The following is a 22,701-nucleotide window of genomic DNA, read 5'->3' as shown; positions in this document are numbered from 1 at the left end:
GCGCGCCGGCTGCAGCAATAGCGACCGGCGAGCGCCTGGCGACGCCGTGCCGTCGGAAGGCGCGGCATCGCCAGAGCAAAGCAACCGTACCGAATCGCCGGGCGGGCAGGAAGCGGCCGGCGATTCGGGCAATAATCAGGGACAGGTGGAGCAAGAAGCCCCTGCAACAGGAGGAATAGCATTGGAGAGCCGCAAGCCGATTCATCCGCTAGGAGCGGATGTGATGCCGATAGGAGCGTGGGTGGCGCCGCCGCCTTCGGGGATGTTCGGGCATGACAATCCCGACTATATTACAAGCGACAGCTACAGGCTTGCGAAGGAGGCGGGGTTGAATATCGTTTACGGCTTGTATGAACGGGTCGAAATCGATCCGGCGCAGGTGCTGCGCGCGCTTGATTACGCGCATGAGCACGGGTTGAAATATTTGGTGTCCGATTCGGCAATTCAAGCGGGAGCGGACGACCCCGAGCTGATGCGCTATTCGCTGGATACGTATCGCGGGCATCCGGCCTATCTGGGCAATCTGGCCGTAGACGAACCTGCTTCCGCGTACTTCGATTCGCTCGGAGCCAGCCATGACGCGTTTGCGGAGCTTGATCCCGATAAATATTTCTATATTAATTTGCTGCCCAATTACGCATCGGTAAACCAATTGTTCGTCGACAAGTTGGATGAAACGGGCGGATTGCCGACGGCGGCGCAATACCGGCAATATTTGGACGCTTATATGGATGCGGTGAAGCCTACGTTTATTTCTTACGATTATTACCCGCTGCACGGAACCTTCCCTGCACTGACGCAAGGGTATTACGACAATTTATCGGTTGTCCGGAAAACCGCGAGCGAACATGGCATTCCGTTCTGGGTGTTCATTCAGTCCGCAAGCTGGAATGCCAACGCCCGCCTGCCGATTCGATCGGAGACATTCTGGCAGGTGAATACGGCTCTGGCGTACGGGGCGCAAGGCATTCAATATTTCACGTTCTGGTGTCCGTTCGAAGACGGATTTACGGGCGGTATGGTGTCGCGGAACGGCGAGAAGACGCCGATATACGACGACGTGCAGGAGATGAACCGGCAAATCGCCGCGATCGACCATGTGCTGATGGGCGCTCGGTTCAAAGGGGTCATCGTCCACGGCGAAAGTCCTGTCCCGGTGCCGGAGGACGATCAATTGCCGAGCTATGGCGCGCTGGCGGCGTTGTCGGGAGATATTCCCGTTATTGCGGGCGCCTTCGATTACGACGGCACGCAAGCCTACTATGTCGTGAATAATACGATCGATCGCGACGGCAAGGCGACGCTGCGATGGACGGGCGAGCATACGCTACAAGTCGTTCAGGGAGCGGAGTCGTCCCGGCATTCCGGCAGCGTCCTGGAGCTTGCGCTTGCCGCCGGCGAAGGCGCGCTGGTCGTCATCAGGTAAGCCGAATACAGATGAAGGTGGTGTCCCATAATGCGCAAATGGATGTGCATGCTGGCAGGTTTGCTGCTGGCGTCAACGCTGGGGCTGGTCGGCCCGGCCAATGCCGCGAATCAAACGTTTACGGAAGATTTCTCTTCGGGCGACTTTTCCCAATGGACGAACGGGCATCTGGACGACGATCCGGAGACCGTGGACGACGATGAAGTCATCGGCGTCGCCGAGATCAAAGACGGGGTTATGCATGTCAATAATAAAGCGACGGGCGGCAGCTTCTTCTATATTGCGCCCAAGGATATCAAGGCCAAAAATTTTACGATTTCAATGAAGGCCAAATCGTTGGATTTCACCGGCTCGTGGATCGGCTTTTCGGTCCGCAAGGATACGAATGACCGCTATAACGGCAGCAACAATGTGCTGCACGCGTTCAAATTCGAGGAATCCGCCATTTCGTTCCAGGCTTATCGCGGTTATCCGGGCGGCGCGGGCGTAGTGGCCCTGACCAAAAATACGACGCAATCCGCCGCATTCGCCGACAAGGTGGACGATTGGCATACGTATAAGCTCGTTGCCGAAGACAACATCTTCACGGCATATGTGGATGATCAGGTCGTCGGCCTGGTGGATTACAGCAATAAGAAAACCGATGTCGCGGGCTACATCAGCATCAATGTCTGCGTTGGCGACGTCATCATTGACGATGTGCGCGTGGAAGTGCAGGACGACGAAGCGGCGGCTGGCGGCGAGCCGGTATCCGAGCAGCCTGCCGACCCTGACGGCGCCAACGCCGGCAGCGGCCAGGAAGCGGCGGAAGGAGCAGGCGAAGCCTCGGTTGATGCGTCCGGCGAGGCGGAGGGAGCGGGCGAGATGCCGGAGGCGTCGGTTACGGAAGCGCCCGAAGCTACGGCTGAAGCAGCGGAGACTTCAGGGAGCGAGACGTCTGGGGCGGCAGAAGCTTCGGGAGACGATTCGGCAGAGAAAGCGAACTCATCCTCTTTTCCCGTCTGGCTGGGCGTTATCCTAGCAGCGGCTGTTGCGGCAGTCGGAGTATTGGCTTACGTGAAGCTGAAGCGAAAATAAACGACGGATGGATTCCATCCGGAAACGATTGCCCGGCCGCGTGCGGAGGCGCAGTCGTTTCTTGCATCATGTAAGGCGAGAGAGGGATTAGATGAATAAATTATTAATGAATGTCAAACAGAAGCCGGCAACGGCAGAGCTGGATTATGCCTATGCGGAATTGCAACGTTACGGTCGGCGGTTGACCGGCGAAGGCGACGGACTGAATATTAAGCTGGCCGTCAACCCGGCAGCTTTTGGTACTGGCTTGGGTGCGGGCGATGAGGCGCCGACGATTCCGGACCTCGATCCGGCGGATTTTCAGATTCAATGGCACAGCGCCCCCCTGAATGCATATTGGGATGATGCGTTTCTTATTGATGTTCAGGGCGGTAGCGGGATTATTATCGGAACGAACAGCCGAAGCGTCCTGCAGGGCGTATACCGGATGTTCCATGAGTTCGGTTGCCGCTTCTATCGCCCGACCCCCGCTGGGGAATATATCCCGGTGCGGGAAAAGGCGGCATGCAGCGTCAGGCTGCTGGCCAGGCCCGATCATCGTCATCGCGGAATATGCATCGAAGGGGCGGCGAGTCTGGAGCATGTCCTGTCTATTGTCGAATGGGCGCCCAAAGCAGGCTTCAATGCGTATTTCCTGCAATTCCGGGATTCCTTCACCTTCTTCGAGCGCTGGTATAAGCATGAGGGCAACGACACCATGCCGGCAGAGCCGTTTACGCGCGAGCATTCTCTCGAATTCGTCGCCCGAATCATTGCGGCCATCAAGCTGCGCGGGATGATCTACCATGCGGTCGGGCATGGCTGGACATGCGAAAGCATAGGGTTTCCGTCCATCGGCTGGCATAAGGTGCAGGATAGCGAAATTCCGGAGGACAAGCGCATTCTGCTTGCCGAGGTGGGCGGCAAACGAACCTTTTTTGAAGGGATTCCGCTTAATACGCAGCTCTGCTATTCCAATCCGCTGGCCAGCCAAGCCATGATTGACGAAATCGTCCGTTATGTGCAAGCCCATCGCGAGGTGGATGTGCTGCATGTATGGCTGGGGGACAACTTCAACAATTTCTGCGAATGCGAAGAATGCCGCCGGCTCTCGCCGCCGGATCACTATATGGTTATGATCAACGAGGTGGATAGGCAACTGACCGCGCTCGGACTGGAGAACCGAATTGCCTTCCTCATCTATCTCGAGCTGTTGTGGACGCCTGAGCAGGTCCGGATGAACAATCCGGACCGGTTCATTATGATGTATGCGCCGATTCACCGCACGTATACCAGCACCTTTCTAAAAGAAGGCAAGGCGCCTGAGCGGGGCAAGACGCCGCGTATACCGTTCGAGCTGAACAAGGTGGACTATCCGCGCGACATCGAGCGCAACCTGGCCTTTCTGTATGAGTGGCAGAAGGTGTTCGCCGGCGACAGCTTTGATTTTGACTACCACTTGATGTGGGATGTGCACCGGGAATATTCCGGCATTCGGTTGGCGCGGGTCATTAGCGAGGATATAAAGGGGCTGCAGCAACTCGGGCTTGGCGGCTTGGTCAGCTGCCAGGTACAGCGGGCTTTTTTTCCGAACGGTCTTGCCATGTACACGATGGGGCATACCCTGTTCAATCGCGATTTGGCCTTCGAACGGCTGGCGGAGGAATATTTTGCAGCGGCATACGGCGAACACGCGGCGCTGGCTTGGGAATACCTCGAGGGGATCAGCAGGCTGATGTCCCACGAGTACACGCGCAATGAGCTGCCGATGCTGGACAAGGGGGCGCATGACGGTTTCGTGCAGGCGGCGGCATGGTGCGAGGCGTATTTGCCCCGGCTTCGGGAGGCGGCGGAGGCTGCGGCCGCTGTCTGCCCGAACCGTGCGGAGATGCTGCACATCCTTGCCGATTCCGCCACGATCAACAAAAGCTTGGCCGAGCTGTTAAGTCGCAAAGCGGCGGGGACGCCGAAGGAACAACTTTTGCCGCAATGGCGAGAGCTAAAATCGTTTATTCTCATGCGCGAGCCGCAGCTCGCGGATGTGATGGATACCTTCTACTTTACAATGATCAATGAAGGGATCATCGTCAACGATTGGTAAAGGGACGAGCGGGCGCTTGTCGAGTATGGCGACGGCGGCGGTTCGCGACAATGAAGGGAGCAGTTGCAAGCCGAGGATCAGTTCTTCTTGGTGGCTTATAGCATGCGCATAATATCGAGCTCGCCGACGCTGCGGCGAGCTTTATTGCTTTTGAACGGTTGCATCGAACGTTGCATGATGGCTTTGATCTCTGCCGGCGTCATGTTCGGGTAGAAAAGAAGGAACTGGACGAGATCAAGCGCGACCTCGGCCGAACCCTGTCCCGCGAATTTAAAGCCATAGCACCTTATCTGGACTTGGAATTCTCGGCATGAAACGAGCGGACGAGCTGCCCGGCAAAAGGAGGCGCAGCCGTTTCTCCTTGTTGCATAAAAAATGATGATACTCCATGACTTGTGAACAAAAGGGTGGAGAATCTAACAGACACCAGCGACTCTATTTGTCAGATTTTTAGCCACAACTAGATCTAACAGACGGGAATAGTCTGTCGATTCATTGTGAGTAACGGAGCTGAAACGTTCTGCTTCGGTGTTGGTGTTGGTGTTATGATAGACCACTTTAATTGATAATGAGAATTATTATTGATATAATCAGTGCAAATCGAATCAATCTGAATCGAATCGAATCAATCCGAATCGAATCGAATCAATCTAAACGAAGCAAAACGAGCCATATCAAATCAAATAGAATCAAATCAAATCGAATCGGATCCAACCCGAACGATCGAAACCGGTTGGGGGCGCGCGAGTTAAACGAGTGGGAGAATGAGATGGTCATGGAGGGAAATAGAGGGATTTCGTTAGAGGAACATTTGAAGCTGTGGAATCATTCCGCGATCAGAGTGCTGGATATCAGGCGTTCCCGGATCGGGCCGGAAGAGAAGCGGGCTTCCTTCCGCATGCCCGCCAGCGGGTTCCTGCTGATTCATCAAGGGTGCGCGGATATTTATATCGACGAGCGCCGCCACTCGGTTCGGGGCGCTTACGCCTGCCATGCAGGCAAGGGCTCGCTGCTGGACATCGTTCAGGTCAGGGAGGCGGTGCAATACGATCTGATCTTTTACAAAGCGGCTCCCGCGCCGCCTCATCGCAAGGAATTGGCTGCTGTTCTGAAGAAAAATAGTCCGTTCCAGTCTTCGTACGGCTTTGTGCCGGGGTACCCGCTGGCGCTGTATGCGAAGTCGGAGCAGATGCTGGGGCTGTGGCAAGCTCCCTCCGCCTTGGACCGGTTCCACGTCAGAGCTTTGTTCCATCAATTGGTGTACGAAATGCTGCGGCAAGTTCACGAGCAGGGAGGCACGGACGTGTACCGGCCGGATCTTGTCGCCAGGGCTGTTCGTTATCTGAAAGACCATTACGCGGAGCCTCTCGGCCTCCAGGAGCTTGCAACCGTACTGGAAGCGGGACCTCGACAATTGCAGCGGCAGTTCAAAAAGCGGCACCGGGTTGGTCCGATGGAGTATTTGATCGGGATCCGCATGGACCAGGCTCAGGCGATGCTTATGGGGACGCAGGCAACGCTGCGCGAGATTGCGGAGGCGACGGGGTACTCCGACAGCTATTACTTCAGCCGCGCCTTCAAGAAGCATTACGGCATCTCTCCGCTCCAATGCCGCCGGTCCTGTCGCATAAGTGCATCCGGCTTGTCGCCAAATCCCATTGGAGAGGCGGCCAAACTCCCTTATAGTGATGTTGATAGTGCGAATCATTATCAATATCCAAGCGGAGGAGAATGGCAAGTGATCAAACGTACGAAATCCATGCTGGCCGTTAGTCTAATTCTGAGTCTGGCCCTGATTCTGGGGGCATGCTCGGGCGGAAACGGCGGAGCGAGGTCCAATACGAACGAAGGAGCGTCCCCGACGTCCACGGCGTCCTCGACGGCCGCTCCCGGTCCGGCCCAAGCGGAGCAAGCCGGTTATCCAGTTACCATTAAACATCTGAAGGATGACATCGTGCTGGAGCAGAAGCCGGAGCGCATCGCGGTTCTCGACACGAAGTTCGTCGATCAGTTGATCGCCCTGCAAGAACAGCCGGCGGGCAGCGTCACCGCGGCGGGCTCTTCGGAGGACTTCCCGGAATATCTGGCGGATCAGTTGGCGGACGTCAAGGTGCTGGGCACGCGCGACGAGCCGAATCTCGAGGCCATCGTGGCGATGGATCCCGATCTGATCATTATTACCGGCTTCCAGGAGAAAATCTATGACAGCGTCTCTAAGATCGCCCCGACGATCGTGCTCGACTTCGACGAGGACTGGAAGGACACATTGGTTACGTTCGGGAAGATCGTCGGCAAGGAACAGGCTGCCGCCGACGTGCTGAAGGCTTACCAAGAGAAGGTGTCCAGCCTCAAGGAGAAGCTGCAGGACAAGATGAACGGGGAGAGCATCGCATTGCTAAGGCCTAGAGACGGCGGCATTCGAGTGCATACGCCGGATCATCGCACGGGAGCGATTCTATACCGGGACTTGGGATTGATCGCTCCGAAAGCGGTAACCGAGGTGGACGATACCGCTTATCAGATCGCGTTGGAGGCATTGCCCGGCGTTGGAGCCGACCATTACTTCCTGCTGACCGACGATATGTTCAAGGAAGAGGCCGAGGAGTACCAGAAGACGGAAACCTGGCAGTCGCTGGAGCCCGTTAAGCACAACCGGATATACAACGTCGACACGACGTTATGGATCGCTTACTACGGCCCGATCGCAATTAATATGATCGTGGATCAGGTGGGAGAAACGCTGCTTGGCGACCACTAACGGAAGAACGTTTTTATCGCAGGAGGAACGGAGGGAGCTCCCTGGAGAATTCCGAATGATCGAGGATGGGGCCGATCTTCCTCCTTTGCTGGCGGACGTGCGGGTATCGGAGCTGCTGAACAAGGAGCTGTGCGGGGACTATCTGGATTGGCTGGGAAAGCATATCGGGGCTCCGTCCCGGAGAGTGACGGCTTCCATGCTGGCGAAGAGGTATGGCTACTTGCTAGTCGCGCCCGTGCTGCATGCGATGACCGGTTTCAATAAAGGGTTGATGCTGACGCCCATGCAATGCCGCCTGATCTCACCGGACTATAGCGGCTGCGCCGCGGGCAAGTCCAGCTTTCCGGAGCTGGCAGTGGAAGGCTTGACTGTGACGGTACCGTTGGCCGGGGAGCGGGAGAAGTGGAGAGAGGACGTGCTCTGCGGATTGTTCGCCGACCATGTGGCCCCTTTGTTCAAGACGCTGTCGGAGTGCGCTCGCGTGCCGATGGCGATTTTGTGGGAAAACGCCGCCGTGCGTATCGCTCCGCCGTACGAAGAGGAGGAGTTCGAGGACCCGCATGCCGCAGAAGATTATGTCTATATGTCGAGCCCTTCGTCGGCATCCCTATTCGGCGAAAAACGTAATCCGCTGGCTAAGTTCATGGGGGGTGCGGCGCGCGCTTCCGGGATTTATTCGGCCAGGCCGAGATTGACATGCTGCTTGTATTACGAGATGGCGCCCGAGTATTGCCGGAAGTGTCCCAAGGTCAGGGCGGCATCCGGCTGTTGAAAAAGGAAAAAACGACAAGCCGCGCAAGAAGCTTATAGCTTCTCCGCGGCTTGCAGCATTCGGACGATGTCCAGCTCGCCGGTACTGCTTCGCCGATTTTTGGCGTTGCGCAGCGGCTGCATGGAACGTTTCATGATGAGCTTAATCTCCGCCGGTGTCAGATGCGGGTAGAGTGACAGCAGCAGGGCTATGGCCCCGCTCACGTGAGAAGTTGCCATAGAGGTGCCGCTCATCTCATTATAGTTTCCTCTCAGCCATGCCGATGTGATTTTCTCGCCGGGAGCGTAGATATCGATATGCGCCCCCCGGTTGCTAAAGGGCGCGACCCTGCGGGAGCGGTTAGTGGCGCCTACGGAGATCGTCTGAGGATAACGGGCGGGATAGTCGACGGAGCGAAGCTTGCCGTCATTGCCGGAGGAAGCGACGATGATGACGCCGGAGTTGTAGGCGTTTGTTACAGCGCCTAGCAGCGCCTTGCTTCTATTCTTCATCCCGAAGCTCATGTTGATGACGTCTATGCCATTGCGGACGCACCACTCGATGCCGAGTATAATATCGGAGACAAAGGCGCTTCCGTTGTGGTCGAACGCCTTGACCGGAGCAATCAGCGCACGCGGAGCCACGCCGATCATGCCATGCATGCCATTGGCCGCGGCGATCGTTCCTGCGATATGCGTGCCGTGTCCATTGTCGTCGTAAGGCATTTTGCTTCGATTTAGCAGGTTGATTCCCCGAAGCAGCGAATGTCGCAGATCGGGATGATTAAAGTCGATTCCGGTATCGATGACGCCAACCTTGACGCGATGTCCGGTCGTGACGCCCCATGCTTGCGGCGCCTTGATCTGTTGCACGCCCCATGGCATGCCGTTATCGAGCGCGAGCGACTTCTGAGAGGAGGGGTTGACGCTGATGAGGCAGTCCTTCTCCATCCAGATGTGTCCTCCAGAGCAATCAAGCACGGCTGAAGCTGGCAATTGGCAGACGATACCTCTAATGATGGGCAGGGGGCTTATGAGCTTGCGCAGCGGCCTAAGTTTGTCGTTTTGTGACAGCTGCCGCACGAACGTGCGATAATCGCTGTCATGCTTGAATCGGATAATGCGTTTTGTAGTTTCTGTGGAAGATATCGAACGCGATTGCTGCAGCGAACGAATGAATGCGGCGATATTCAATAGAGCTCCCCCTCCCGAAGGACGATGCTGCACTATTGTATGAAGGATGGAGCGGGACGGCATGAGCCACTTGCCTTTTTTCAAATAAATAGGCGTCAGACCGTGGCAAAATCCGCGTTCGCTCATAGGATGAATGAAGAGCTGGATACGCTCTTGCATCTCCGACGCGAGTCGGATGGATACAGTCAAAGCGAAGGGAGCTTCCCTTCGCTTTTTTGCCGTGACCGCTCAGATCCGGCATCTTCCGACATTTCCCGCACTGCCGCACGCAGGGTACTCGTCGAACGGCTGCCGGACGAGCTGCGCTCCGAGAACGGCCTGCACTTGATTTTTCGATTGAAATAGGTTTTACTATAGTTTGACTAATGCGTGCGAAGGAGAAAGGCCGCTCGGCTAGGAGCGGGCTTAGAAGCTTCGTCCGAGAATGCATAAGGTACGGCAACGTACATCATTCCAGAGCAAGTGAGAGAGGATGTGTCCATATGAGCGGCGGCAATATTACATTGAAGCTGGATCCTGAACGCGTGAAGGAAATGCCAATGGTCGACTTGGCGTTCGAGGTGCTCAAAGCGGCCAACACGCCATACTATTATCGCGATTTGATGATGGAGATCGCCAAGATTCGCGGTCTGTCCCAGGAAGGCATCAATCAATTTATCGCTCAGGTATATACGGAGATCAACATCGATGGAAGATTCGCTTGCGTCGGCAGCAATATGTGGGGACTCAAGCGCTGGTATCCGGTAGAGCGCTCCGAGGATCCGGTGGGCAACGCGAAGCGTACGCGCATCATTAACGACGACGACGATCTCGACGACGAGGATCTGTTCGCAGAAGAAGAAGAGGACGATTTCGCGGCTGAGGAAGAAGATTACGATGCCTACGACGAGGACTCCGAAGACTTCGAGGAGGCCGAAGAAGAGGCTGAGGTCGAAGAGGAGATCGACATCGAGGAAGAGGATCTGGAAGAAGGCGAAGACGAACTCGACGCCGAAGAAGACGAGGAAGAGGACTCCTTCGAAGACGAAGAAGACGACGACGATAAGTAATCGGAAGTCCGCCTAGTTTCGCTTGACATGTACTATTAAGCAGAGTACACTATTGCATGGGCTTCAGATTCGGTTAACCAATAATACGCATATGACATGCGATAAGAGAAAAGTGCCCCCGTAGCTACGGGTGTCACTTTTTTTGTTTGAATTCTAAGAATTTATAAGTTTTAGCAACTTATTTGGACTTAGAATTGTCGAAATGAAACGCGCTGCGCCGACAAAAGACGGCGACAGCCGATTCATCTTGGATTCAATCGGATAGCATCATAGGCCTTGCGCGCTACATATTCATGGCGCATGTGCGACATAAGGCAGCGGATTTGGGTAAACTATTTATTAACATAGGAGCATGGAGGGTATCATCACAGTGACCAAATATATATTCGTAACCGGCGGCGTGGTCTCTTCCCTAGGCAAGGGAATCACCGCGGCATCGCTAGGCAGACTGCTCAAGAACAGAGGGCTTAAAGTTACTATCCAGAAGTTTGATCCTTACATCAACGTCGACCCGGGCACGATGAGCCCGTACCAGCACGGCGAAGTATTCGTCACGGACGACGGCGCAGAGACGGACCTTGACCTCGGTCACTACGAACGGTTTATTGATATCAACCTGTCCAAGAACAGCAACGTCACCACGGGCAAAATCTATTCCAACGTGATTACCAAGGAACGCCGCGGCGATTATCTGGGTGGAACGGTACAAGTCATCCCGCATATCACGAACGAAATCAAAGATCGCGTCTTCCGCGCGGGCAAGGAGCATGGCTCTGACGTTGTCATTACGGAGATCGGCGGTACGGTCGGCGACATCGAGAGCCTGCCTTTCCTGGAAGCGATTCGCCAGATCAAGAGCGATATCGGCCGGGACAACGTCATGTATATCCACGTCACGCTTATTCCTTACATTAAGGCAGCAGGCGAAGTAAAGACGAAGCCGACTCAGCACAGCGTGAAGGAATTGCGCAGCATCGGGATCCAACCGAACGTAATCGTCTGCCGCACGGAGTATCCTCTTGCCGAGGACATGAAGCGCAAAATCGGTTTGTTCTGCGACATCGACGAAAATGCGGTCATTGAATGCCGCGACGCGTCGACCTTGTACGAGGTGCCTCTCATGCTTCGCGAGCAAGGACTCGACGAGTTCGTCGTAAACCATCTTAAGCTGCAGACCGAGCAGCCCGACATGCGCGAATGGGAGAGCCTTGTCGCCCGAGTGAAGTCGTTGCATCACACAACGGAGATCGCAATCGTCGGCAAATACGTTGCCCTGCATGATGCCTATCTTAGCATCGTGGAATCGCTTGGACATGCCGGCATCTCTGCGGACTCCGAAGTGAAGATCCGCTGGGTCGATGCCGAGCAGCTGACCGACGATACCGTCGCGGACGCGCTGCAAGGCATACACGGCATTTTGGTGCCGGGCGGCTTCGGCGATCGCGGTATCGAAGGCAAGATTTGCGCCATCAAGTATGCGCGCGAAGCGAAGATTCCTTTCTTCGGCATCTGCCTCGGGATGCAAGTCGCCGTTATCGAGTACGCTCGCAACGTGGCTGGTCTTGCGGGAGCAAACAGCTCGGAGATTAATTCCTCTACGCCGTATCCGGTTATCGATCTGCTTCCAGACCAGAAGGATATCGAGGATTTGGGCGGTACGATGCGCCTTGGCCTGTATCCGTGCAAGATCGCATCCGAGACGATCGCGATTCGCGAATACGGGGACGAGCTGGTGTACGAACGCCACCGTCATCGGTATGAGTTCAATAATGAATACAGGGAAGTCATTGAGTCCGCGGGACTGATCATTTCCGGCACTTCCCCGGACGGACGCCTGGTAGAGATGGTCGAGCTCAAGGATCACCCTTGGTTCCTTGCGGTACAATTTCATCCGGAATTTACGTCCAGACCGAATCGCCCGCAGCCGCTGTTTAGAGGGTTCGTGCAATCGGCACTATCGTATTCGGAGCGTTTGGCGCGCTAATTAGCGAGAAGTTGACACATTGTTGTCATCCTTTCTTCCATCCAGTAATTTTTTGTATGCCATAGCAGGATAATCCCTTCTCTCTCTCGAATAGATATAAAAAATTGACGGAGCAGTCTCTTATCGTTTGATGAAGATTACGACGTTCATTCTCGGGGAGTTGAGGAGCTTGGATAAGAAGAAGGTATTGATTGTCGACGATCAGAACGGAATTCGGGTCTTGTTGTTAGAAGTGTTCAGCAGCGAAGGCTATAATACGTTTCAAGCTGCGAACGGCAAGATCGCCTTGGAGATCGTGCGACGCGATTCACCGGATTTGGTATTGCTCGATATGAAGATTCCGGGCATGGATGGCTTGGAGATCCTAAAGCATATCAAAACGATCGATCCTTCCATCAAGGTCATTATGATGACGGCTTACGGCGAACTCGATATGATTAAGGAAGCGACGGATCTCGGCGCGCTGATGCACTTCACCAAGCCGTTCGATATCGACGAGATGAGAATGGAAGTGAATCGCCATCTGCAGGGAGGCAGCTCGTCGGGCCGGTTCGCTGTAGGTTCTTAATGAAGCAAGGTGAAACGGCTGTGGCCGTCCCGCGGCAGCGCGGCTCGTTTCATTCCGGGAAATATAGAGAAAGTAGGGCGAGATCATAGGCTTTCCTGTATTTTGAAGAAGGAAGCATCGCATGCGCGGCGCGCGGCGTTGCTTCTTTTTGCTATTCCGGAAAGGAAAGAGACCTTACCATTTGGCTCTTCGGTGTGATATAATAGCTCAGAGTGACCGCCTGAACAATGCCGACAGGACGAGCCTTCAAGCTCCAAGCCTTATGGCTGCGGCGGTTTTTTGAAATACAGGATTGTATAGATTTACTTCATACTTGACCTCTATTTCTCGGATATTACACCGCCGAAAGACGGCAACAGCCGTTTTACCTTGTCCCAATTAGATTAGAATTTTAACAGAAAATGTGGCGTCCTCTGACAAGGGCGCCGCAATTCTTTCTGCCTGTCAATCATTAAAGCTGCTAGTTTTGCTGCCTTCTAAGCTTAAGAGGAGGAACCTACTTTTCATGGAGAAATTGATGATTCGCGGAGGTCGACCGCTGCGCGGCACGGTTCAGATCAGTGGAGCCAAAAACAGCGCGGTCGCTCTTGTTCCTGCTGCAATATTGGCGGAATCGGAAGTTGTATTAGACAATTTGCCTGAGATTAGCGATGTTGCGGTTTATAGCGACATCCTGCGAGAGCTTGGCGCGACGGTTACTCGCGATGGGGATACGATGCGAATCGATCCTTCAGAGCTTATTTCAAGACCAATGCCTAACGGCAAGGTCAAGCTGCTTAGAGCCTCGTATTATTTGATGGGCGCCATGTTAGGCCGATTTGGAGAAGCGATTATAGGCTTGCCCGGAGGCTGTAATTTCGAGCCTCGTCCCATAGACCAGCATATTAAAGGTTTCGAAGCGTTGGGCGCTACCGTAACCAATGAGCATGGATCCATCCATATTAAGGCCGCGCAGCTGTGCGGAGCCAAGATCTACCTGGACGTTGCAAGCGTTGGAGCAACGATTAACATTATGCTTGCGGCCTCTCGGGCCCAAGGATCCACCATTATCGAAAATGCGGCAAAAGAGCCTGAAATCATAGATGTAGCTACTTTGTTGAACGCCATGGGAGCAAATGTGAAAGGTGCCGGAACGGAGACGATTCGTATCGAAGGTGTCAGAAAACTTCACGGCTGCCGGCATTCCATCATTCCCGACCGCATTCAAGCGGGAACTTATATGATTGCGGCCGCAGCAACGCGCGGCGACGTACTTATAGATAATGTTATCCCCAAGCATATGGAAGCCATGACGGCCAAGCTTGAGGAGATGGGCGTGCAGGTCGTCGAGATGGACGAATCCATTCGGATTATCGGCTCGCCGGAATACACGGCCATCGATGTGAAAGCGCTGGTTTATCCGGGCTTCGCAACCGATCTGCAATCGCCGATGACAACGCTTCTTACGCAAGCGAAAGGCGTCAGCATTCTGACAGACTACGTTTACGGAACGAGGTTCAAGCATGTGCCGGAGCTTACGCGCATGGGGGCCAATATCCGCGTGGAAGGACGATCCGCCATTATCGAAGGCGGCAAGCTCAATGCGGCCAAGGTAAAGGCGGCGGATTTGCGGGCTGGAGCGGCGTTGGTTGTAGCGGCATTGACCGTGGAGGATGGCGTAACCGAAATTACCGGCGTAGAGTACATCGACCGGGGGTACGATCATCTGGTGGAGAATCTGACCAGGCTGGGTGCGGAAGTATGGCGCGAGAACAGTTCGGAATAAATTAGGTAAAAACTGGTAATGATGAATTAAAAGGTTTTCAACAATTCGAATAAAGTGGTGAGAATATGTCGGATCTTCAGATTGCGGATCTGGAAGAGATGAAGTTGACGGAGCTGTATAAGCTCGCCAAGCAATATCAAATTGCTTATTACGGTCAACTCAAGAAGAAGGAACTTATATTCGCCATCCTCCGGGCGCAAGCGGAGAAGAGCGGACTTATGTTTATGGAAGGCGTATTGGACGTCCTGCAAGAAGGATTCGGATTTCTGCGTCCCATCAACTATTTGCCCAGCAAGGAAGATATTTATATTTCGGCATCCCAGATCCGCAGGTTTGATCTGAGAAGCGGCGATCTTGTTTCCGGCAAGTGCCGGCCTCCAAAGGAGAACGAACGATATTTCGGCTTGCTCCAAGTAAATGCCGTTAATGGAGAAAACCCTGAAACGGCGGCAGAACGACTCCATTTTCCTGCTCTTACTCCTCTATATCCCGAGAAGAAATTAGTGCTCGAAACCTCTAAGTCGAAGTTATCCACCCGTATGATGGACCTGTTAGCCCCTGTCGGACTTGGCCAAAGGGGACTTATCGTCGCTCCGCCAAAGGCCGGCAAGACGCTGCTCCTGAAGGAGATCGCCAACAGCATCTCCGAGAATCGCCCTGATATTGAGCTGTTCGTGCTGCTCATCGACGAGCGTCCGGAGGAAGTGACCGATATGCAGCGCTCGGTAAAAGGCGAAGTTGTCGCGTCGACGTTCGATGAACTTCCGGAGAATCACATCAAGGTTGCCGAGCTTGTGCTCGAGCGCGCGCTTCGATTGGTCGAACATAAGAAGGATGTCGTCATTCTTTTGGACAGCATCACGCGCCTTGCGCGTGCTTACAATCTTGTTATCCCGCCATCCGGCCGCACATTGAGCGGCGGTATCGATCCAGCTGCCTTCCACCGTCCAAAGCGTTTCTTCGGATCGGCGCGCAACGTGGAGGAGGGCGGAAGCCTGACGATTTTGGCGACGGCCTTGATCGAGACGGGCTCGCGTATGGACGACATCATTTATGAAGAATTTAAGGGTACCGGCAATATGGAGCTGCATCTGGATCGCAAGCTGGCGGAACGCCGAATCTTCCCGGCGCTGGATATGCGCAGATCGGGTACTCGGCGGGAAGAGATGCTGTTGACTAAGGAAGAGCTCGATAAGATATGGGCCATCCGCAAAACGATGAGCGACTCGCCGGACTTCGTCGATAATTTCCTCAAAAAGCTGAAGGACTCCGACAACAACGAACAGTTCCTTATGTCTCTGGATACGACGGCCGAGCCGTCCAGGAACGATAGACCGCCGGCAAAGAGCCCCGCATCCTCGTCGACATCCGCAGGCCGCAGACCCGTAGCGCGTTCGACGCAGGGGTCATAGGAGGCCGCAGCCCGGCTGGAAGGAGGACATCATGAATCTCGTATATGCGGACGAACACGGCAATGTGTTCGACCATCCCGATTTTTACGGTCTAGGACGCAGCGGCGACATGGTCGTCGAGATGATGGAGGAGGAACTCATTCCTCTCCCGGAAGGAGCGACGCTGGTCAGCTTGCCGTTTACGCGTCCCGTCGGCCTTGACCCGGACAGCGGAGAGATGCAAGTATTGCCCGGCGGCGCACAAGCTGTCGGCGCGTTGCTGCCCCAAGGTTATACGCGGCTATGCCTGCCCGGCTACGTGAAGGCGGACAAAAACGAGAAGCTGCCGCTCTTCGGCTACACGGCCGTTGTCTGGAAGGACGGCGGTTTCCATGTTGCAGCCGAGCAATGCGACGATCCGGAGCGGTGGGATCCGCTGAACTGCGATCGTCAGGAGCTTGGCGTGCAAGTGGAGCGGCTGCTGCAGAAGTATCCGGACAATCGTCTGTACAAACACTTGTCCAACTGCGCGCTCGGCTATGAGTGTCTCACGGCATCCAATACGTTTCTAAATCGTTGGGAGGGCGCCGTGCCTGTCTCCTATTCGTGCAATGCCGGCTGCTTCGGCTGCATCTCGGAGCAGCCGGACGACAGCGGTTTTCTGGCTCCCCAGACAAGGATGAACTTCAAGCCGACGGTGGACGAAGTCGTAGACATCATGTTGGAGCATCTTCGCGAGCCGGAGTCTATTATCAGCTTCGGCCAAGGCTGCGAAGGCGAGCCGTCCACGCAAGTAAAGATTATCGTGGAAGCGATGAGACGGGTGCGCGCGGTAACCTCGAACGGTTACATCAATATTAATACCAACGCAGGACTAACCGATTTCATTCGCGCCATTGTGGACTCCGGTCTGGATTTGATGCGCGTCAGTACGATCAGCGCGCTCGACGATCATTATAATGCGTATTACAAGCCGCGCGGCTATACGCTGCAAAATGTCGAGAAGTCGCTCAGATACGCTACCGACAAGGGCGTGTATACGTCCATCAACTATTTGATCTTCCCCGGGGTGACGGACCGCGAGGAAGAGATTGAGGCCATGATCGGCTTCGCGAAACGCACAGGGCTCAAGCTGATCCAAATGCGGAATCTCAATATCGATCCCGAGAGCTACCTTGAGCTTATCCCCAAGGCGCAAGGAGAAATTTATGGAATGAAGACGATGCTCGAGATTTTCCGGGAAGAATTGCCGGATGTCGTCATCGGCTCCTACACGCATGTGCCGCCTGTCGAGCTTCGCCGTCCAAAAAATGTGTTAATCCCGTAGTTCTATAAATGCGTGGAACGACCACTGTGAGGAATTGTAGCCATGCAGTGGTTAATCATTGCATGGAGAGCCGCGTCGTGCTATAATCCACATTGTGTGATTTATACTCTGGGCCCGCATGTGGCTCAGGGCAGAAAGAGGTGAACGAGATGAAACAAGGTATTCATCCGACATACCACGTCGTTACAGCAACTTGCGCTTGCGGCAATACGTTCGAGACTGGTTCCATTAAACCGACTCTTCGCGTAGAGATTTGCTCCGCATGCCACCCGTTCTTTACGGGTAAGCAGAAGTTCCTGGATGCCGGCGGCCGCGTCGACCGTTTCAAGAAGAAATACGGCATTTAATTCCTATCGCCAATTCGGCCTTTATTTGGCAGAATACAAGGACCTCCCTCAGCCATCCTATGGTTATAAGGGAGGTTTTTTTAATGGACAAATTGGATAGGCATACGGGGTCCGGAACGGCTCTGCATAGATGGATGCTTGCCGGCTTGATCGGCGCGGCGCTGTTGCTTGGAGCGGGGTGCTCCGGCGCGGAACCGGGAAAAGAGAAGGGCTACGGCCATGACGGATATATGGGTTATTCCAATAGCAACCCAAGCTTGATGAACCGCAATACGACGCTCCTGTACGAAAAGGATACCCGGATGATCGAGCAAGTGCTGAAGCCGGTTGCCGGCATCCGTTCCACGCGGGTCAGCTTTAACGGCAGCGAGCTGCATGTCCAGCTGACGGCAGATCCGGAAATGACGGATGCGCAGCTGGAGAAGCTGCGCGCGCGGGCCCAAGCGATCGTACAGACAAATATGCCGAGATACGAAGTGCATGTAAAAGCGAGTCGTTGAGGGGCTTGTATACGCGACATTCCAAAACGCACATACGAAGATCGTCTAGTTGAAGTCTAAACAAGCCGTTGTAAATTTCGCCATCGGTTGCGCTTTGTCCCGGAATGTACTATACTTGTTTTTGCCGTGCTAGACGGGGAGGTAGCGGTGCCCTGTAACTCGCAATCCGCTGTAGCGAGGTTGAATTCCTGTCTGAGGTTATACTGATGTGAGGCTTGGCGCTTGCAAGCAGTGTTGACAGTCGGGTCCTCCGCAATGGACGCTTGTGAACCCGGTCAGGTCCGGAAGGAAGCAGCCGTAAGCAAGTTAGTTCATGTGCCGGGGGAGTGCCTGACTCGAGCTGTGTAGCAAGAATGCCGCTTGGGTCGTATATATCGGGGGCAGGTGCACGGTTCTGCCTAATCAATAAGGGCTTGGTTGCCCTGAACAAATGCCCGCAGTTGCCGGTTCCGGCAATTGCGGGCATTTTTGGCTAAAAAAGCGCAGAGCCGGCTAAGCGGCTTATTTGCACGTCAACACGGACAAGCAGATGTTTGCCATTCCGTTATACTCTGGCAAGCTTTGGTTAGCGCTTACGCTTCCCTCTGCAATGTAGTATAATAAGGGAATCTGATGCAACCGGAAGGGAAGAGCCGCGTGACACATATCGCTTTATATCGTGCCTGGCGTCCTCAGACGTTCCAGGACATGGTTGGACAACAACATATTATACAGACGCTGCAGAATGCCATTCGCGAGGATCGGGTATCTCATGCGTATCTGTTTAACGGACCTAGAGGGACCGGCAAGACGACCACGGCCAAAGTGCTGGCCAAGGCGGTAAACTGCGAGCATGGGCCAACCGTGGAGCCATGTAATGAATGCGACGCTTGCAAAGGCATAACGGCAGGACATATTATGGATGTGATCGAGATCGACGCGGCATCCAACCGCGGCATCGACGAGATCCGTGACATACGCGATAAAGTCAGGTATGCCCCTTCCGAGGTTCGATACAAGGTGTACATCATCGACGAGGTGCACATGTTGACCTCCGAAGCGTTTAATGCGCTGCTCAAGACGCTGGAAGAACCGCCGGGACATGTCATCTTTATCTTGGCGACGACGGAGCCTCACAAGCTTCCGGCTACGATCATATCCAGATGTCAGCGGTTCGACTTCCGTCAAGTGTCGCTTCAAGAGCAGACGGGACGATTGCTGCAGATATGCTCGGAAGAAGGTATCGAAGCCGACGAGGATGCGATCGCTTATATAGCGCGATTATCGGAAGGCGGCATGCGGGATGCCATCAGCTTATTGGAGCAGGTTGCCGCGTTCGGCGACTCGCACATTACGCTGGAGGCAGCCGTCGATGTGACGGGCGGGCTGGCGTCCGAGCAATTCTATCAGCTCGCACAAGCCGTGCAAGAGCGAAATGCCGCGGCTATTATGCCGCTGGTCGAAGGCCTTACGGTGGCCGGCAAGAGTCCGGACAAGTGCCTGGAGAATTTGATTTATTATTTCCGCGACCTGCTGGTTCTTAAGCTGGCGCCGAACAGCGGAGCCGCCACCGAGCGAATCGTGGATCGCGACAAGTTCCAGGGAATGGCCGAGGCTTATTCGCCTGAACGGTTGTTCGCGATGATCGATACGCTTAACAAGTATCAGATGGAGCTTAGGCACGCCGCGCAGCCGCAGACCGTATTCGAGGTTGCCTTGCTCAAGCTGTGTACGCTTGACGAAGGGGCAAAGGTTTCGGCTGGGAGCGGCGGCGCTCCCCCGCCTTCCGGAGGCGGGGCGAGCTCGTCCGAGGTGCAGGCCATGCGACAGCAGATCGCTGCGCTGGAACGCAAGCTGGAAGGACTGCTCAGCGGAGGGGCAGCCATTGCAGCGGCGGGAGAAGCATCCGGACGCGGGGGACAGGGAGCAGCGGCGACGCGTTCCCCTTCCCGCGGAGCCTTCGGCGGCGGAAGCGGCATCGCTCGCGCCAAGGTGAAGCTCGACGCTTATCTCGCTTCCGCAGGCAGTCCCGAATCGGGAGCGGCCCGCATGAAGTGGGGCGACGTGCTGCAGCGGGTCAAGGAAGAGAAGGTGACGCTGCATGCCTGGCTCAAGGACGGGGAGCTCGTATCCTTATCGGAGAGCAACCTGCTTCTTGCCTTCAAAAATGAAATTCATAGAGAAACGACCGAGAAGCCGAACCACCGCGAAATCATTGAACGAATTGCCGGAGAGGTGCTCGGGAAGCCGTATGGTCTTGTGACCGTGATGCAGAAGGATTGGCAGACGGGACTGGATGGCGCCGGGGAGTCTCCTTCCCAAGATTCGGGAGATTTCGCATTGGAGCATGAGGCGGTAGACGCCCCTCCTCCCAAGAGGGCAGAATGGATCGAGGAAGCCGTGAAGCTCTTCGGAGAAGATTTGGTTGTTGTGAAGGATAAGACTTAATTATAATAATTAACGAGGTGACTACTAATGAACAATATGAATCAAATGATGAAGCAAGTGAAGAAGATGCAAGAGCAGATGATGAAGGCACAAGAGGAGCTCGAAACCAAAGTCGTTGAAGGTTCGGCGGGCGGCGGCGTCGTGTCGGTTGAAGTGAGCGGACACAAGAAAGTGCTTAGCATTGTTATTAAGCCGGAAGCGGTAGATCCGGATGATGTCGAAATGCTTCAAGATCTTGTGTTGACGGCCGTCAATGACGCGCTTACGAAAGCGGATGAGCTGGCGAACAAGGATATGGGCAAATTTACGGGCGGCATGAAAATCCCCGGCTTGTTCTAATAGAGCAGCCGCTCGGGTAACGAACGGCTCCGAATTTGGTTATGGCTGGCTGAAGGGCTGAAAGGAGCTGCACTTTTTTGTATTACCCGGAACCGATAGCGAAGCTGATTGATGCCTTTACCCGTCTCCCGGGCGTTGGCCCCAAAACGGCGGCAAGACTCGCGTTCCATGTGCTGCGGATGAAGGAAGATGATGTGATCGATTTCGCCAAAGCGCTGGTCAGCGTGAAGAGGAATTTGTTCTATTGCTCGGTCTGCTGCAATATTACCGATACCGATCCTTGCAGGATATGCCAGGATAAGTCCCGTGACGGCTCTGTCATTTGCGTTGTTCAGGAGTCGAAGGATCTGGTCGCGATGGAGCGGATGAAGGAATTCGACGGCTATTATCACGTCCTTCAGGGCGCGATTTCCCCAATGGAAGGCATTGGACCTGACGAGATACGCATCGCTGAGCTGCTCCGTCGATTGAGCGACGAGCGCGTTCAGGAGTTGATCCTTGCGACGAATCCCAATATTGAGGGAGAAGCGACGGCAATGTATTTGTCCCGGCTGGTGAAGCCATTTGGCATCAAGGTCACAAGAATCGCCCATGGTTTGCCTGTGGGCGGCGACCTGGAATATGCGGATGAGGTGACATTGTCCAAGGCTCTGGAAGGTCGGAGAGAGCTTAGTTGATCGGAGCGATAGCTCCGCCTATAGCAAGAATGAACCGTTCTAGCTGCGCAATATGCGTGGTTGGGGCGGTTTTTTATTTAGGAAATGATGCAACTCCAACCGAATCTAACGGACATGAGGAACGCTGCTTGGTCTTTTAATGAAGCCAATTGGCGCTTTAAAGATGCCAATAAGGTCGACTATGAGGCCGTCGATTCTTTGTGTGCGAAACTGGCAATGTAGCTGCAATCAATCATCCAGACTACACCATCCATGGACGGTTGGACGCCCAGGCGGTTCTAATTCGGCGTACAAGCTTATACACATAAGAGAAAGCAGTATAAGAGCTTGGACAAGGCGGGTGAGGGCATGAGACGACTGAGCGAGGAAGAAAAAGACGAGCTTTCGAAGAAGCAGGCGCTCAAGCAGGAGATCAAGGAAACGTTGACGGAATGGGAGAACGCGAACAGGTTCTTTCATCACGCGGTAGGCAAGGAACAAGTGGATTATGCCATCTATAACATCATAACGGCGGAGAAGCGATACGATATGCTGCTGGGCAAGGCGAAGCAAATGCAGGGTCCATGGCCCAAGTGGGAGGGGATTGTAAAATGAAAACGGTATGGGCGGCAATGCTGATCGGCTCGTCGGCGCTATTAATCTGGATACTCATTCGCAACAAAATGCCATTCAGTTGGCTTAAGGGATTTGCTCTGCATCTGATCGCGGCGGCTGGCGTGCTCTATGTATTGAATTACAGTGGATGGATTGCCGATATGTACATCCCGCTCAATCCCATTACGATAGGGACGGTGTTCGTGCTCGGCGTTCCGGGAATTGCGCTGCTGACAGGACTGCAGATGACTGTAATGTAACTAAATGTATGATTCGAAGTTGACGCTATACAGCTCGATATGATACATTGATTTTCGCGCCTGACAAAGAGGAATAAACGTTTTAAAAAGTTTTTTTGAAAAAGGACTTGCATTCCTCTGGGTGGCTGTGATATATTATTTCTTGTCGCCGCGAGAGATTGACGCCGGCAACGAAAGAAAAGATTGTT

19 protein-coding genes and 1 other RNA gene are annotated in these 22,701 nt (G+C 54.4%); 19 read left to right on the top strand and 1 reads right to left on the bottom strand.

What is annotated here, in order from left to right; genetic code table 11:
* The 5 genes from PAT3040_RS30310 to PAT3040_RS30290 form a co-directional block, all read left to right on the top strand.
* On the top strand, positions 1-1,426 hold a 1,426-nt coding region (locus PAT3040_RS30310; protein ID WP_181376933.1), incomplete at its 5' end, for a beta-galactosidase.
* Positions 1,427-1,456: 30 nt separating this feature from the next.
* Positions 1,457-2,503, top strand: coding sequence for a 3-keto-alpha-glucoside-1,2-lyase-like domain-containing protein (locus PAT3040_RS30305; RefSeq protein ID WP_108995613.1), 1,047 nt, complete (start codon positions 1,457-1,459; stop codon positions 2,501-2,503).
* 91 nt (positions 2,504-2,594) lie between these two features.
* On the top strand, positions 2,595-4,583 hold the full coding sequence (locus PAT3040_RS30300) for a DUF4838 domain-containing protein (RefSeq protein WP_108995612.1): 1,989 nt from the start codon (positions 2,595-2,597) through the stop codon (positions 4,581-4,583).
* Positions 4,584-5,358: 775 nt separating this feature from the next.
* Positions 5,359-7,341: an AraC family transcriptional regulator gene (locus tag PAT3040_RS30295; protein ID WP_258235237.1), complete on the top strand. Its 1,983-nt coding sequence runs from the start codon at positions 5,359-5,361 to the stop codon at positions 7,339-7,341.
* Positions 7,328-8,113 (top strand): ferric iron reductase, encoded by a 786-nt coding sequence (locus tag PAT3040_RS30290; protein WP_146200597.1) that lies wholly within the window; start codon positions 7,328-7,330, stop codon positions 8,111-8,113. The genes PAT3040_RS30295 and PAT3040_RS30290 overlap by 14 nt, the downstream gene beginning before the upstream one ends.
* A 32-nt stretch (positions 8,114-8,145) precedes the next feature.
* Here the strand turns inward: PAT3040_RS30290 and PAT3040_RS30285 are convergent, their stop codons facing one another.
* Positions 8,146-9,285 (bottom strand): S8 family peptidase, encoded by a 1,140-nt coding sequence (locus PAT3040_RS30285; protein ID WP_373863988.1) that lies wholly within the window; start codon positions 9,283-9,285, stop codon positions 8,146-8,148.
* Positions 9,286-9,767: 482 nt separating this feature from the next.
* On the opposite strand from PAT3040_RS30285, the gene rpoE reads away from it, so the two are divergent.
* The 14 genes from rpoE to PAT3040_RS30215 all read left to right on the top strand — a co-directional run bounded on the left by rpoE (position 9,768) and on the right by PAT3040_RS30215 (position 22,513).
* Positions 9,768-10,334, top strand: coding sequence for a DNA-directed RNA polymerase subunit delta (rpoE, locus tag PAT3040_RS30280; RefSeq protein WP_087571716.1), 567 nt, complete (start codon positions 9,768-9,770; stop codon positions 10,332-10,334).
* A gap of 370 nt (positions 10,335-10,704) precedes the next feature.
* Positions 10,705-12,318, top strand: coding sequence for a CTP synthase (gene pyrG, locus PAT3040_RS30275; protein ID WP_087571717.1), 1,614 nt, complete (start codon positions 10,705-10,707; stop codon positions 12,316-12,318).
* A gap of 169 nt (positions 12,319-12,487) precedes the next feature.
* Positions 12,488-12,886, top strand: coding sequence for a response regulator (locus tag PAT3040_RS30270; protein WP_108995675.1), 399 nt, complete (start codon positions 12,488-12,490; stop codon positions 12,884-12,886).
* Between the two features lie 505 nt (positions 12,887-13,391).
* Positions 13,392-14,651 carry a UDP-N-acetylglucosamine 1-carboxyvinyltransferase gene (gene murA / locus PAT3040_RS30265; protein WP_108995610.1) on the top strand — a complete coding sequence of 420 codons (1,260 nt, stop codon included), beginning with the start codon at positions 13,392-13,394 and terminating at the stop codon, positions 14,649-14,651.
* Positions 14,652-14,716: 65 nt separating this feature from the next.
* Positions 14,717-16,063 (top strand): transcription termination factor Rho, encoded by a 1,347-nt coding sequence (gene rho, locus PAT3040_RS30260; protein ID WP_087571719.1) that lies wholly within the window; start codon positions 14,717-14,719, stop codon positions 16,061-16,063.
* 31 nt (positions 16,064-16,094) lie between these two features.
* Positions 16,095-17,369: a radical SAM family protein gene (locus PAT3040_RS30255; protein WP_108995609.1), complete on the top strand. Its 1,275-nt coding sequence runs from the start codon at positions 16,095-16,097 to the stop codon at positions 17,367-17,369.
* Positions 17,370-17,518: 149 nt separating this feature from the next.
* A complete protein-coding gene (rpmE, locus tag PAT3040_RS30250; protein WP_087571721.1) occupies positions 17,519-17,716 on the top strand; it encodes a 50S ribosomal protein L31 in 198 nt (65 codons plus the stop codon).
* Positions 17,717-17,799: 83 nt separating this feature from the next.
* Positions 17,800-18,216 carry a hypothetical protein gene (locus PAT3040_RS30245; RefSeq protein ID WP_108995608.1) on the top strand — a complete coding sequence of 139 codons (417 nt, stop codon included), beginning with the start codon at positions 17,800-17,802 and terminating at the stop codon, positions 18,214-18,216.
* Positions 18,217-18,340: 124 nt separating this feature from the next.
* Positions 18,341-18,608, top strand: an RNA gene (ffs, locus tag PAT3040_RS30240) — signal recognition particle sRNA large type.
* Between the two features lie 244 nt (positions 18,609-18,852).
* The gene (dnaX, locus tag PAT3040_RS30235) at positions 18,853-20,643 is read left to right on the top strand and encodes a DNA polymerase III subunit gamma/tau (RefSeq protein WP_108995674.1); all 1,791 of its coding nucleotides are present in this window, start codon (positions 18,853-18,855) and stop codon (positions 20,641-20,643) included.
* A 27-nt stretch (positions 20,644-20,670) separates the two neighbouring features.
* Positions 20,671-20,982, top strand: coding sequence for a YbaB/EbfC family nucleoid-associated protein (locus PAT3040_RS30230; RefSeq protein ID WP_087571723.1), 312 nt, complete (start codon positions 20,671-20,673; stop codon positions 20,980-20,982).
* 77 nt (positions 20,983-21,059) lie between these two features.
* Positions 21,060-21,659: a recombination mediator RecR gene (gene recR / locus PAT3040_RS30225; protein ID WP_087571724.1), complete on the top strand. Its 600-nt coding sequence runs from the start codon at positions 21,060-21,062 to the stop codon at positions 21,657-21,659.
* 348 nt (positions 21,660-22,007) lie between these two features.
* Positions 22,008-22,253: a DUF2508 family protein gene (locus PAT3040_RS30220; RefSeq protein WP_108995607.1), complete on the top strand. Its 246-nt coding sequence runs from the start codon at positions 22,008-22,010 to the stop codon at positions 22,251-22,253.
* Complete coding sequence (locus tag PAT3040_RS30215) at positions 22,250-22,513, top strand: pro-sigmaK processing inhibitor BofA family protein (protein ID WP_108995606.1); 264 nt, start codon at positions 22,250-22,252, stop codon at positions 22,511-22,513. Before PAT3040_RS30220 ends, PAT3040_RS30215 begins: the two co-directional genes overlap by 4 nt.
* The last annotated feature ends 188 nt before the right edge of the window (positions 22,514-22,701 follow it).

Source organism: Paenibacillus agaridevorans, assembly GCF_003112455.1.
Taxonomy (GTDB): Bacteria; Bacillota; Bacilli; order Paenibacillales; family Paenibacillaceae; genus Pristimantibacillus; species Pristimantibacillus agaridevorans.
This window is presented reverse-complemented; position numbering and strand designations above follow the sequence as displayed.

Coding starts and splice junctions, on each gene's coding strand:
- PAT3040_RS30305 (WP_108995613.1), top strand. CDS start 1,457: ATGCGCAAATGGATGTGCATGCTGGCAGGTTTGCTGCTGGCGTCAACG.
- PAT3040_RS30300 (WP_108995612.1), top strand. CDS start 2,595: ATGAATAAATTATTAATGAATGTCAAACAGAAGCCGGCAACGGCAGAG.
- PAT3040_RS30295 (WP_258235237.1), top strand. CDS start 5,359: ATGGAGGGAAATAGAGGGATTTCGTTAGAGGAACATTTGAAGCTGTGG.
- rpoE (WP_087571716.1), top strand. CDS start 9,768: ATGAGCGGCGGCAATATTACATTGAAGCTGGATCCTGAACGCGTGAAG.
- murA (WP_108995610.1), top strand. CDS start 13,392: ATGGAGAAATTGATGATTCGCGGAGGTCGACCGCTGCGCGGCACGGTT.
- rho (WP_087571719.1), top strand. CDS start 14,717: ATGTCGGATCTTCAGATTGCGGATCTGGAAGAGATGAAGTTGACGGAG.
- PAT3040_RS30255 (WP_108995609.1), top strand. CDS start 16,095: ATGAATCTCGTATATGCGGACGAACACGGCAATGTGTTCGACCATCCC.
- rpmE (WP_087571721.1), top strand. CDS start 17,519: ATGAAACAAGGTATTCATCCGACATACCACGTCGTTACAGCAACTTGC.
- PAT3040_RS30245 (WP_108995608.1), top strand. CDS start 17,800: ATGGACAAATTGGATAGGCATACGGGGTCCGGAACGGCTCTGCATAGA.
- PAT3040_RS30230 (WP_087571723.1), top strand. CDS start 20,671: ATGAACAATATGAATCAAATGATGAAGCAAGTGAAGAAGATGCAAGAG.
- PAT3040_RS30220 (WP_108995607.1), top strand. CDS start 22,008: ATGAGACGACTGAGCGAGGAAGAAAAAGACGAGCTTTCGAAGAAGCAG.
- PAT3040_RS30215 (WP_108995606.1), top strand. CDS start 22,250: ATGAAAACGGTATGGGCGGCAATGCTGATCGGCTCGTCGGCGCTATTA.